Source organism: Kitasatospora sp. NPDC004531 (assembly GCF_053602195.1).
On sequence record NZ_JBSGDD010000023.1, the window covers coordinates 19192 to 33449 of the forward strand.

The 14258-nt window shown below is 77.7% G+C and carries 1 protein-coding gene; it reads left to right on the top strand.

Annotated elements, in window-relative coordinates; all coding sequences use genetic code 11:
• Nucleotides 1-59 precede the first annotated feature (59 nt).
• Nucleotides 60-14249 carry a type I polyketide synthase gene (locus ACWEMJ_RS12870; RefSeq protein WP_452137046.1) on the top strand — a complete coding sequence of 4730 codons (14190 nt, stop codon included), beginning with the start codon at nt 60-62 and terminating at the stop codon, nt 14247-14249.
• The last annotated feature ends 9 nt before the right edge of the window (nt 14250-14258 follow it).

The following is a 14258-nucleotide window of genomic DNA, read 5'->3' on the forward strand; positions in this document are numbered from 1 at the left end:
CGCGCGCCACGGTTCGGCGACCGGTGGTCCCGCTCGCCGTGAAGGAGTCCGAAGACACGATGGCGCACCCCGACGGTACGGAAGCACCGCTGCTGTGGACACTGGCCGGCAGCGGCAGGCAGTCGCTGGCGGCCGGCGCCCGCGCCCTGCACGGGTACCTGGCCGGTCGTGACGACTGGAGCCCCCAGGACGTCGCGACGGCCCTCGCGCGCACCGCCTCGGAGGGGAGCCGGCGGGCGGCGCTGGTGGCCGGCGACCGGGACGGGTTCCTGCGGCGGCTGGACGCGCTCGCCGACGGCCGGAGCATGCCCGGCCTGGCGGAGGGCACCGCCGGCCCGGACCGCCGGGTCGCCTTCGTGTTCCCCGGACAGGGCGCGCAGTGGCCCCGGATGGCGGTGGACCTGCTGGACGCCTCCGCGGTGTTCCGCGACCGGATGGACGCGTGCGCGCAGGCCCTGGAACCGTTCGTCGACTGGTCGCCGATCGACGTGCTCCGCGACCCCGACGCGCCGGGCGCGCCCGCCGCCGACCGGGCCGACGTGGTGCAGCCCCTGCTGTTCGCCGTGACGGTGTCGCTCGCCGAGCTGTGGCGCTCGCACGGCGTGGAACCGGCCGCCGTGCTCGGGCACAGCGTCGGCGAGGTCACCGCCGCCGCGGTCGGCGGCGCACTGTCCCTGGACGACTCCGCGCGGGTGGTCGCCCTGTGGAGCCAGGCCCAGGCGACCCTGGCCGGGCAGGGCGACATGGTCTCCGTCCTCGCCCCGGCCGACGAGATCGAACCGCGGCTGCGCCGCTGGGACGGCCGCCTCGTCGTCGCCGCGCACAACGGCCCGCGGTCCGTGATCGTCTCCGGCGACCGCGACGCCGCGGCCGAACTCCTCGCCGACCTGGCCGCGGACGGCGTGCACGCCCGGCGGATCGCGGTGGGCCTGGCCGCCCACTCGCCCCACATCGACGCGATCGTCCCCCGGATGCGCGCCGACCTCGCCCCGATCCGGCCCCGCACCCCGCAGGTGCCCTACTACTCCGGACTGACCGGCGGACGACTGGACGCCCCGGTCCTGGACGCCGACTACTGGTGCCGCAACCTGCGCAACACCGTCAGGTTCCACCAGGCGGCCGACGCCCTGCTGCGCGACGGGTACGACGTCCTGCTGGAGGTCAGCCCGCACACCGTGCTGACCTCCGCCCTCACGGACTGCGCGGAGGGACACGGCGCGCGGGCCGCCGTCCTCGGCACGCTGCGCCGGGACCAGGGCGGCCCGGGCCGGTTCCTGGCCTCGCTCGGCGACCTGTACGTGTGCGGCGCCGCCCCGGAGCGGGAAGCGCCGTCCGCCGGGCCGCACACCCGGGCACCGGAACTGCCGGCGGCCGTCCTGGCCGCACTCGCCGAGCCCGCCCCGGCGGACCCGGACGGGCCGGACGGAGCCGGCGGCAGCCCGGACGCGGGCAGCGCGTACCGCGCGGAGCTGGCCGCCCTGGACGCCACCGAGCGGCTCGCCGCGCTGACCCGGCTGGTGGACGAGGAGATCGCCGCCGTGACCGGGCGCTCCGAACCGGTCCCCGCCGACGCGGCCTTCCTCGACCTGGGCTTCGACTCCGTCACCGCCGTGGAGCTGCGCAACCGGCTGAGCGCGGCGGTGGCGCTGCGCATCCCGGCGACGGCCGTCTTCGACTGCCCGACGCCGGCGACGCTCGCCGCCTACCTGTCCGCCCGGATCGGCGGCGACCGGCCCGACGGGAGCACGGGCGCGGAGCAGCCGGTGCGGCGGGCCGCGGACGACGACCCCGTGGTGATCGTCGGCATGGGCTGCCGCTACCCCGGCGGGGTCGGCAGCCCCGACGAGCTGTGGGAGCTGGTGTCGGCGGGCGTCGACGCCGTCTCCGCGCTGCCCGACGACCGCGGCTGGGACACCGCCGGACGGTACGACCCCGCGCCCGGCACACCGGGCCGGTACTACCAGCGGGAGGCGGGCTCGCTCGCCGGCGCGGCCGAGTTCGACGCCGAGTTCTTCGGCATCTCGCCGCGCGAGGCCCTCGCCATGGACCCGCAGCAGCGCCTGCTGCTGGAGACCACCTGGGAGGCCCTGGAGCGGGCCGGGATCGACCCGGCCACCCTGCGGCGGACGCCGACCGGCGTCTACGTGGGCGCGATGACCATGGACTACGGCCCCTCCCTCGAACAGGGCGCCGACGAGGGCGGCCACCTGCTGACCGGCAACACCGGCAGCGTCGCGTCGGGCCGCCTGGCCTACACCCTCGGCCTGGAGGGGGCGGCGGTGACCGTGGACACGGCCTGCTCGTCCTCGCTGGTGGCCCTGCACCTCGCGGTCGGGGCGCTGCGCTCCGGCGAGTGCTCGCTGGCGCTGGCCGGCGGCGCGACCGTGATGTCCACGGTCGGCATGCTGGTGGAGTTCAGCCGGCAGGGCGGCCTGGCCCCGGACGGCCGCTGCAAGGCGTTCGCGGCGGCCGCCGACGGCTTCGGCCTGGCCGAGGGCGTCGGCATGCTGCTGCTGGAGCGGCTGTCGGACGCGCGGCGCAACGGGCACCCGGTGCTGGCCGTGATCCGCGGCTCGGCGATCAACCAGGACGGCGCCAGCAACGGCCTGACCGCGCCGAACGGGCCCTCCCAGCAGCGGGTGATCCGGGCCGCCCTGGCGGACGCGGGCCTGACCGCGTCGGACGTGGACGTGGTGGAGGCGCACGGCACCGGGACGCGCCTGGGCGACCCGATCGAGGCGCAGGCCCTGCTGGCCACGTACGGGCAGGACCGGCCGGCGGACCGTCCGGTGTGGATCGGCTCGCTGAAGTCGAACATCGGCCACGCGCAGGCCGCGGCGGGCGTCGCGGGCGTCATCAAGTCGGTGCTGGCGATGCGGCACGGCGTGATGCCCCGGACGCTGCACGTGGACGGACCGACGCCCGAGGTGGACTGGTCGGCGGGCGCGGGGCGGCTGCTGACGGAGGCCCGGGAGTGGGACGACACGGGGCGTCCGCGCCGGGTCGGCGTGTCCGCGTTCGGCATCAGCGGGACCAACGCGCACATGATCCTGGAGTCCGTGCCGGCCGAGGCAGTGGAAGCCGCCGCTCCGCGCACCGGGACGGTGGTGTGGCCGGTGTCGGCGCGCAGCGCCGAGGCCCTGCGCGCGCAGGCGGCGGCGCTCGCGGCGCGGGTGGCGGCGGAGCCCGGGCTCGACGTGGCGGACGTGGGCCACTCGCTGGCGGTGGGTCGCGCGTCCTTCGAGCACCGTGCGGTGGTCGTGGGCGGGGACCGGAGCGAACTGCTCGACGGCGTACGGGCGTTGGCGCAGGGTGCCGCGGTGTCCGGCGGCGGGCTGGTGTCCGGTCGGGTGGCGCTGGTGTTCCCCGGCCAGGGGTCGCAGTGGGTCGGGATGGCCGTGGAGTTGCTGGCCGGGTCGCAGGTGTTCGCCGCGCGGATGGCGGAGTGCGAGCGGGCTCTGGCGCCTTACGTGGACTGGTCGTTGGCGCAGGCGCTGGGCTCCGAGGAGCTGCTGGCTCGCGTCGACGTGGTGCAGCCCGTGCTGTGGGCCGTGATGGTGTCGCTGGCGGAGGTGTGGCGCTCGTTCGGTGTGGTGCCGGGCGCGGTGGTGGGCCACTCGCAGGGCGAGGTCGCGGCCGCGTGCGTGGCGGGCGGGCTGAGCCTGGAGGACGGGGCGCGGGTGGTCGCGCTGCGCTCGCGCGCGGTGGGTTCGCTGGCGGGGCGCGGCGGGATGGCGTCGGTGCCGCTGCCGGTGGACGTGGTGCGGGAGCGCCTGGGGGCACTGTCGGTAGCGGCGGTCAACGGCCCGTCGTCCACGGTGGTGTCGGGCGACGCGGACGCGGTCGCCGCGCTGGTGGAAGAGCTCGTCGAGGAAGGCGTGCGGGCGCGGCTGATCGAGGTCGACTACGCGTCGCACTCCGCGCACGTGGAGGAGGTCCGCGAGCGCCTGCTCGCCGACCTGGACGGCATCGTGCCGCTGTCCGGCACGGTGCCGTTCTATTCGAGCGTGACCGGCGGCCTGGTGGACACGAAGGAGCTGGACGCCGAGTACTGGTACCGCAACCTCCGGGAGACCGTCGAGTTCGAGCAGGCGACCCGCGCGCTCCTCGCGGCCGGGCACCGCGTCTTCATCGAGTCCAGCCCGCACCCGGTGCTGGCGGTGGCGGTGGGGGAGTCGGTCGAGGCCGCAGGCGTGGACGCGGCCGTGCTGGGGACCTTGCGTCGCGGGGAGGGCGGCCCGGCGCAGGTGCTGCGCGCGGTGGGCCGCGGCTGGGAGCGCGGGCTCCAGGTGGACTGGTCGGGGGTGTTCCCGGGCGCGCGGCGGGTCGACCTGCCGACGTACGCCTTCCAGCGCACCCGCTACTGGCTGACGGCGCCCGCTGCCGCCCCGGCCGCCTCCGCCGAGGACCGCTGGGACGAGCCGGAACTGCAGGACCCCGCCCGGCTCGCCGACGTGCTCGGGGTCGACCGGGCCGCCCTGGACGAAGTCCTGCCCGCGCTGGCCACCTGGCGCACCGCCAGGAAGCGTGAGCGGACGGCCGATTCCTGGCGCTACCACGTCGCCTGGGCGCCGCTGTCGGTCACGCCGGCGGACGGCCTGCCCGGTCGCTGGCTCGCCCTGCGCCCCGAGGGCGGCGACGCGGCGGCCGTCCTGGACGCCCTCGGCGCGGCCGGGGCCGACCTGCTGCCGTGCGTCGTCGCCGATCCGGGCGCGACCCGCGCACAGCTGGCCGCCCTGCTCACGGAGACCGCCGGGGAGCAGCCGATCGCCGGCGTGCTGTCCCTGCTGTCCTGGGAGGAGCGCCCCCACCCCGAACACCCCGACCTGCCCGGCGGTCCGGCGCTGACCCTCGCCCTGGCCCAGGCGGTCGAGGATGCGGGCATCGCGGCCCGGCTCTGGATCCTGACGAAGGGAACGGCGGTCCTGGGCGGGGCGGAGCGGCCCGGACACGTCGGCCAGGCCGCCTCCGCCGCCCTGGGCCGGACGCTGGCCCTGGAGCACCCGCACCGCCGGGGCGGCCTGGTCGACCTGCCCGAGCTGCTGGACGCCCGCGCCGCCCGCCGGCTGTGCGCGGTGCTCGCGGGAGCCGCCGCCGACGAGGAGCAGGTGGCGGTGCGCTCCACCGGCGTCCACGGCCGCCGGCTCCGGCCCGCGCCGCCCGTGCCGCCGAAGGACCGCGCGGCCGGCCCGGACGCCCGGTGGCGGGGCACGGTCCTCGTCACCGGCGGCACCGGCGGCGTCGGCTCGCACACGGCGCGCTGGCTCGCGGGCCGGGGCGCGGAGCGGCTGCTGCTGGTCAGTCGGCGCGGCGCCGACGCCCCCGGCACGGACGAGCTGCGGACGGAACTCACGGCGCTGGGCGCCGAAGTCGCCTTCGCGGCCTGCGACGTCGCCGACCCGGCCGCCCTGGCGGCGCTGATCGCGGACATCCCGGCGCGGTGCCCGCTGACCGCCGTCGTCCACGCGGCGGGCGTCCTCGACGACGGCGTGCTCGACGCGCTGGACCCGGCGCGCCTCGCCGTGGTGCTGCGCGCCAAGCTGACCGCCGCCCGGAACCTGCACGACGCCACCGCGGGCCTCGACCTGTCGGCCTTCGTGGTGTTCTCGTCGCTGATGGGCGTCGTGGGCAACGCCGGGCAGGGCAACTACGCGGCCGCCAACGCGGCCGTCGACGCGCTCGTCGCCGAACGCCGGGCCGCCGGGCTGCCCGGCACGTCCGTGGCCTGGGGCGCCTGGGCCGGACCGGGCATGCTGGCGGACCAGGTCGCCGGCCGGCTGCGGGACCTCGGCCTGCCGGTGATGGAGCCCGAGACGGCCGTCACCGCGATCGGCCGGGCACTGGAGGCCGACGACACCCTGGTCGTCGTCGCCGACGTCGACTGGAAGCGCTTCACCGAGGGCATCGGCCTGCGCTCCGCCGCCCTGCTCGACGGGATGCCGGACCCGGCCGCCGCCCGGCCCGCCCCGGACGCCGCCGCACCCCCGGCGGCCCGGGACGGCGACGGCGCCGCCGACACCCTGCGGCAGCGGATCGCCGCACTGCCGCGCCACGAGGACCGGGTCGCGGCCCTCACCGAACTGGTGCGCACCCACGCGGCGACGGTCCTGCGCCACCCCGACGTCGACACCGTCCAGCCCGGAAGGGCGTTCTCCGCCCTCGGCTTCGACTCCCTGATGGCGGTGGAACTTCGCAACCGGCTCGCCGCCGCCACCGGGCTGGCCCTGCCCGCCACCGTCCTCTTCGACCACCCCACCCCGTCGGCGCTGGCCGGCCGGCTGCTCGCCGAACTGGACCTGGCCGAGGAGCTGCCGGAGCTGCCGGACGCGGCGGGCGGCGCCGCCGAGTCCGCCGACCCCCTCGGCAACGAGCCGATCGCGATCGTCGGCATGGGCTGCCGCTTCCCCGGCGGGGTCGCCCGGCCCGAGGACTTCTGGCAGCTGCTCGCCGAGGGCACCGACGCCGTCGGCGACTGGCCGTCGAACCGGGGCTGGGACACCGAGGCGCTGTACGACCCGGACCCCGAGCACCCCGGCACCACCTACACCCGGCAGGGCGGCTTCCTGCACGACGCGGCCGACTTCGACGCCGAGTTCTTCGGCATCTCCCCGCGCGAGGCCCTCGCCATGGACCCGCAGCAGCGGCTGCTGCTGGAGACCGCCTGGGAGGCGGTCGAGGGCGCCGGGCAGGACCCGACCGCGCTCAAGGACCGGCAGGTCGGCGTCTACATCGGCACCAACGGCCAGGACTACTCCGCGCTGCTGGAAGGCGCCGAAGGAGTCTCCGAGGGCCACCTGCTGACCGGGAACACCGCCAGCGTGCTGTCGGGCCGGCTGTCCTACGTCCTCGGCCTCCAGGGGCCCTCGCTCACCGTCGACACCGCGTGCTCCTCGTCGCTGGTCGCGCTGCACCTGGCCGTGCAGGCCCTGCGGCGCGGCGACTGCGAGCAGGCCCTCGCGGGCGGCGTGACCGTGATGAGCACCCCCCGGCTGTTCGTGCAGTTCAGCCGCCAGCGCGGGCTCGCCGCCGACGGACGGTGCAAGGCGTTCTCCGCGGACGCGGACGGCACCGGCTGGGGCGAGGGCGCCGGCGTGCTGCTGCTGGAGCGCCACAGCGACGCCCTGCGCCACGGCCACCCGGTGCTCGCGCTGATCAGCGGCACCGCCGTGAACCAGGACGGCGCCAGCAACGGGCTCGCCGCCCCCAACGGCCCCTCCCAGCAGCAGGTCATCCGCGCCGCCCTGGCCGACGCCGCGCTGCGCCCCGACCAGATCGACGCGATCGAGGCCCACGGCACCGGCACCCGGCTCGGCGACCCGATCGAGGCGCAGGCGCTCCAGGCCGTCCATGGGCCGGAGCGCCCGGCGGACCGTCCGCTGTGGCTCGGCTCGGTGAAGTCGAACATCGGGCACACCCAGGCGGCGGCCGGGGTGGCCGGGGTGATGAAGATGGTGCTGGCCATCCGCCACGGCGAACTGCCCGGAACCCTGCACGCCGGGACGCCGAACCCGCACGTCGACTGGTCGGACGGCGGCCTCCGGCTGCTCACCGCGCACACCCCGTGGCCGCAGACCGGGAGCCCGCGCCGGGCCGGCGTGTCCTCGTTCGGCATCAGCGGCACCAACGTGCACGTGATCGTCGAGCAGGCGCCCGCCATCGCCGTCGTGCCCGCCCTCGACCGGACCGACAGCCCGGCCGGGCCCGCCACGGCGACCGCCACCGTCCCCGCCACGATGGCCCTCGCCGCGGACACCGCCACCCCCACCGCCCGCCGTACCGGCCCGCCGGTGCCGCTGCTGCTCTCGGCCAGGACGCCGGAGGCGCTGCGGGCCCAGGCCGACCGGCTGGTGGGCCGGCTCGACGCCGACCCGGACGTCGAACTGGTGGACGTCGCCTACTCGCTCGCCGCCGGACGGGCCCCGCTCGAACACCGCGCCGCCGTGCTGGGACGGGACCGGGCGTCCGTCCGGCGCTCGCTCACCGCGCTCGCGCGCGGCACGACGGCCGGCGGACTGCTCACCGGCGGCGCCGTGCGCTCCGGCCGCACCGCCTTCCTCTTCCCCGGACAGGGCAGCCAGCGGGCCGGCGCCGGTGCGGAGCTCTACTACCGGGACCCGGTGTTCGCCGACGCCCTCGACGAGGTGCTGACCGGCCTGGACCCGCACCTCGACCTGAACCTGCGGGACGTCCTGTTCGCCGAGCCCGGCACCCCCGACGCGGAACTGATCGACCGCACCCGGTACACCCAGCCCGCGCTGTTCGCCCTGGAGACGGCGCTGTTCCGGCTGGTCCGGCACTGGGGCGTGCGCCCTGACCTGCTGATGGGGCACTCCGTCGGCGAACTCGCCGCCGCCCACGCGGCGGGCGTGCTGGACCTGCCCGACGCCTGCGCGCTGGTGACCGCCCGCGGCCGGCTGATGGACGACCTGCCCGGCGGCGGGGCGATGGTGGCGGTGGAGGCCGGCGAGGAGGAAGTGCGCCGCGCCCTGGCGGACGAGGACCGGGACGCGGTGGACATCGCCGCCGTCAACGGGCCCGACTCCGTGGTGCTGTCCGGCGACGAGGACGCGGTGCTGCGCGTGGCCGGAACGTTCCGCTCGCGCGGCCGCCGCACCCGGCGCCTGAGCGTCAGCCACGCCTTCCACTCCGCCCGGATGGACGGCATGCTCGACGCCTTCCGGGACGTGGCCGAGTCGCTGACCTACCACGCGCCCGGCATCGAGATCGTCTCCAACCTCACCGGGCGCACGGCCACCGCCGCCGAACTCCGCTCACCCGACCACTGGGTGCGGCACGCCCGCGGCACCGTGCGCTTCCTGGAAGGGGCCCGCCGCCTGCGGGCCGAGGGCGCGACGAGCTACCTCGAACTCGGACCGGGCGGCGTGCTGTCCGGCATGCTCCACGCCTGCCTGCACGAACCCGACGCCGACGCCGCCCCCGGCGGCCCCGGCGCGGTGCCGCTGCTGCGCGGCGACCGCGGCGAGTCGGACGCGGTCCGCACCGCGCTCGCCTCGCTGCACCTGCGCGGGGTGCCGGTGGACTGGTCGGCGGGCTGGCGCGGCGCCGACGTGCGGCGGGTCGACCTGCCCACCTACGCCTTCCAGCACCGGCGCTTCTGGCCGGACGCCGCCGCGGACCCGGCCCCCGTCGCCCGGCGCGCCCGCCCGGCGGCCGAGACGCCCGCCGACCCGCACCGCTACCGCATCGCGTGGCAGCCGCTCGCCGTCCCCGACGAGCCCCGCCTCTCCGGCCGCTGGCTGCTGGTCGTCCCGGACGCACCCGGCGCCGAGGACACCGCGCTCGCCTGCGAACAGGCCCTCGCCGGACACGGCGCCGACGTGCTGGTGATCCGGGTCGCAGCCGCCGTCGAACGCGCCGAACTGGCCCTGCTGCTGCCGGAGTTCGGCGACCTGGAGGGCGTCCTGTCGCTGCTCGCCCTGGCCGAGGGGCCCCGCCCGGGCCTGCCGGCGCTCGACGCCGGAGTGACCGGGACGCTGCTGCTGCTCCAGGCCCTGGGCGAGAGCGGGGTCGACGCACCCCTGTGGTGCGCCACCCGCGGCGCGGTGGCGGCCGACGGCACCGAGCAGCTCCGCCCCGAGCAGGCCCAGGTGTGGGGCCTGGGCCGGGTGGCGGCCCTGGAACACCCGGAGCGCTGGGGCGGCCTGGTCGACCTGCCGGAACTGCTGGACGGGCCCGCGCCGGCCGCCCTGTGCGCGGTGCTGGCCGGAGCGGACGGCGAGGACCAGGTGGCCGTGCGCACGCCCGTCCCGCTGGGCCGCCGACTCGTCCCCGCGCCGGAGCCCGCGGCCCCCGCGCCCGCGCCGTGGACGCCGCGCGGCACCGTCCTGATCACCGGCGGCACCGGCGGCCTCGGCGCCCAGGTGGCGCGCCGGCTCGCGGAGCGCGGCGCGGAGCACCTGGTGCTGCTCGGCCGGCGGGGCCCCGACGCCCCGGGGGCCGAGGCGCTGGCCGACGCCCTGGCGGCGCTCGGCGCCCGCAGCACGCTGCTGGCCTGCGACGTCGCCGACCGCACCGCACTGGAGGGGGTCCTGGAACGGCTGCACGCCGAGGGCGACACCGTCCGGGCCGTGGTGCACACCGCGGGGCTCACCTCCGACACCCCGCTGATGGACTGCACGCCGGAGGAACTGGCCCGGCTGACGGCCGCCAAGACGCGCGGCGCGGCCCACCTCGACGCCCTGTTCGAGGGCCGTCCGCTGGACGCGTTCGTGCTGTTCTCGTCGATCTCGGGCACCTGGGGCAGCGGCGGCCAGGGCGCGTACGCGGCGGCCAACGCCTACCTGGACGGCCTCGCCGCGGCGCGGCGCGGCCGGGGCCTGCCGGCCACCTCGGTGGCCTGGGGCCCCTGGGCCGGCGCGGGCATGGCCGAGGGCGCCGTCGGCGACGGCCTGCGCCGCCACGGGCTGGTGCCGATGGACCCCGCGGCGGCACTCGCCGCGCTCGACCTGGCGCTCACCCTGGACGAGGGCGAGACGGTCGTCGCCGCACTGGACTGGGGCCGCTTCGCACCCCTCTTCGGCTCGGCCCGGGAGAGCGCGCTGCTGCGCGACCTGCCCGCCGCCGCCGAACACCGGGCGGCGGACGGCGACCCCGCCGAGCCTGGGCCCGGCACCGGCGGCGACCCGTCGTGGGCGGACCGGCTGCGCAGGCTGACCGGGCCCGAGGGCCGCAGGCTGCTGACCGAACTGGTTCGGAGCGAGGCGGCGGCCGTGCTGGGCCACGAGTCGGCCGTCGGCCTCCCGCCCGACCGCCCGTTCCGCGAGGCGGGCTTCGACTCGCTCACCGCCGTCGAACTCCGCAACCGGCTGGTCGCGGCCACCTCCCTGCCGCTCGCGCTCACCGCCGTCTTCGACCACCCGACGGCGGCCGACCTCGCCGCGCACCTGCTCACCGAACTGGGCAGCGGCACGGAACCGCACGCCGCCGACGCCGCCGACACGACCGGCCCGGCCGTGCCCGCGGCGGCCGACGAACCGCTGGCGATCGTCTCGATGGCCTGCCGGTTCCCGGGCGGCGTCCGCTCGCCCGAGGACCTGTGGCGGCTGGTGGCCGACGGAGTGGACGCGGTCGCCCCGCTGCCCGCCGACCGCGGCTGGCCGCTGGAGGACCTCTACGACCCGGACCCGCTGCACCCCGGCACCTTCTACACCACCGGCGGCGGATTCCTGGACGGGGCGGCCGAGTTCGACGCGGAGTTCTTCGGCATCTCCCCGCGCGAGGCGCTCGCCATGGACCCGCAGCAGCGGCTGCTGCTCGAAACCAGCTGGGAGGCCCTGGAACGGGCCGGACTCGACCCCGCTTCGGTACGCGGCAGCGAGGGCGGCGTCTACGTCGGCGTCGCCTCGCAGGGCTACGGCACCGGCCCGCAGAACCCGTCCGACGAGGTCGAGGGACACCTGCTCAGCGGCACCGTCACCAGCGTCGCCTCCGGCCGGATCGCCTACACCCTCGGCCTCGGCGGCCCCGCCGTGACCGTGGAGACGGCCTGCTCGTCCTCGCTGGTGGCCCTGCACCTGGCCGGCCAGGCGCTGCGCGCCGGCGACTGCTCGTTCGCCCTGGTCGGCGGCGCGGCGGTGATGGCGAGCCCGGACGTCTTCGTCGAGTTCAGCCGCCAGCAGGGCCTGTCGCCCGACGGCCGCTGCCGCTCCTTCGCCGAAGGGGCGAACGGCACCGGGTGGGGCGAAGGCGTGGGCGTCCTGCTGGTGGAACGCCTCTCCGACGCGCGCCGCCTCGGGCACCCGGTGCTCGCCCTGATCCGGAGCACCGCCGTGAACCAGGACGGCGCCAGCAACGGCCTCACCGCCCCGAGCGGCCCCGCGCAACAGCGGGTGATCCGGGCCGCGCTGGCCACGGCCGGACTCACCGGCGCCGAGGTCGACCTGGTCGAGGCGCACGGCACCGGCACCGTGCTCGGCGACCCGATCGAGGCGCAGGCCCTGCTGGCCACCTACGGCCAGGACCGGCCCGCCGACCGCCCGCTCTGGCTCGGCTCGCTGAAGTCCAACATCGGGCACACCCAGGCCGCCGCCGGTGTCGCCGGCGTCATCAAGACCGTCCTCGCCCTGCGCAACGGCGTGCTGCCGCGCACCCTGCACGCCCAGCAGGCGTCCAGCCGGGTGGACTGGTCGGCCGGCGCGGTCCGGCTGCTCGCGGACGCCCGCCCCTGGGAGGCCCCCGACGGGGGCCGGCCGCGCCGGGCCGGCGTCTCCGCGTTCGGCATGAGCGGCACCAACGCCCACGCCGTCCTGGAGGAGGCCCCCGCCGCCGACCACCGCCCGCCGGCCGACGAGCCCGGGACCACCGTCCCCTGGCTGCTCTCCGCCACGACCCCCGCCGCCCTGCGCCGCCAGGCGCGCCGACTGGGCGAGCACCTGCGGGCCGACCCCGGCACGGGCGCCGCCGCGGCCGCCCGGGCGCTCGCCACCACCCGCCCCGCGCTGCCCTTCCGGGCAGCCGCCACCGGCCGCGACCGCGAGGCGCTGCTCGGCTGGCTGGACGCCCTCGCGGCCGGGGAACCCGCCCCCGACGCCGTGCAGGACCGGGCGCGCGGCGGCCGCACCGTCTTCGTCTTCCCCGGCCAGGGCTCGCAGTGGGCCGGCATGGCCGCGGCGGCGCTCGACGCCTCCGAGGCGTTCGCCGCCGCCGTCGCCGACTGCGAACGGGCGCTCGCCCCGCACACCGACTGGTCGCTGACCGAGGTGCTGCGCGGCGCGCCCGGCGCACCGACGCTCGACCGCGTGGACGTCGTCCAGCCGGTGCTGTTCGCCGTGATGGTCGCGCTGGCCGCGCACTGGCGCGACACCGGGGTCACCCCGGACGCGGTCGTCGGGCACAGCCAGGGCGAGATCGCCGCCGCCTGCGTCGCCGGAGCGCTGACGCTCGACGACGCGGCCCTGGTGGTGGCGCTGCGCAGCCGGGCCCTGCTACGGCTGGCGGGCCGCGGCGGCATGGTGTCGGTCGCCGCCTCCGCCGGGCGGACCAGCGGCCTGCTGCCCGCCGGCGGGAGCGCCTGCGTGGCCGCCGTGAACGGCCCCGAGGCCGTGGTCGTCGCCGGGGAGCCCGAGGAACTGGCCGCCCTGCTCGCGGCCTGCGAGCGGGAAGGCGTCCGGGCCAGGGCGATCCCGGTGGACTACGCGGCCCACTCGGCGCAGGTCGCCGAGGTCGAGGACGAACTGCGCGAAGCCCTCGCCGGGATCCGCCCCCGCGCCTCGGCCGTCCCGCTCTACTCGACGGTGACCGGCGAACCCGTCGCCGGAGAGTCGCTCGACGCCGCCTACTGGTACCGCAACCTGCGCGAACCGGTCGACTTCGCCGGAGCGACCCGCACCCTGCTGGACGCGGGCCACACCCTGCTCGTCGAGGTCAGCCCGCACCCGGTGCTGCTCGCCGGGATCGAGGCGGTCGCGGCGGAGGCCGGCCGGGAGGTGAGCGCGGTCGGCACGCTGCGGCGCGGCGACGGCGGCCGGGACCGGCTGCTGGCCTCGCTCACCGAGGCGTGGGCGGCCGGTGCCGGCCCGGTGGACTGGACGCCGTGGACCGGAACCCCCGGCCAGGCCCCCGTCCTGCTGCCCACGTACCCGTTCCAGCGCGACCGGTACTGGCTGGCCACCCCGGGCCGGACGGCCGCCGCCACCACGGCGGCGCCGACCGAGGAAGCTCCCGCCGCGGCCGTGGCCGACGACGACGAGACCCCCGCCGTACGGCTGGCCGCCCGGCTGGCCCCGCTGGACCCGCGGGCCCGCCGCCAGGCGGTGCTCGACCTGGTCGTCCGGCACGCCGCCGCGGTCCTCGGCCATCCCGGGACCGGACCGGTGCGCCCGGAACGCGCCTTCGCCGAAGTCGGCTTCGACTCGATGCTCGCGATGCGGTTCAGGAACGCGCTGTGCGAGGCGACCGGGCTGGCCGTCCCGCCGACGGCCGTCTTCGACCACCCGACACCCGAGGCGCTCGCCGCCTACCTGGACGCGGAGCTGTCCGCCGCGCCCGAACCGCCCTCGCCGCTGCTGGCCGAGCTGGACCGGCTGGCCGCGCTCCTCACGGCCGCCCCGCCGGGAGCGGCCGACCGCGACGGGGTCGGCGACCGACTCGACGAACTGCTGTGCGGCTGGCGCCGGCGCGCCGGCGAGGCACCGCCGCCGCGACCGGTGGACGACACCGCCACCGCGATGGAGACGGCGACAGCGGACGAGCTGTTCGCCCTGCTCGACAACGACTTCGGAAACGCCTGAAAGAGAGCT

Excerpts from the sequence above, each read along its gene's own strand:
- ACWEMJ_RS12870 (WP_452137046.1), top strand. The coding sequence starts at position 60 with ATGGCGCACCCCGACGGTACGGAAGCACCGCTGCTGTGGACACTGGCC.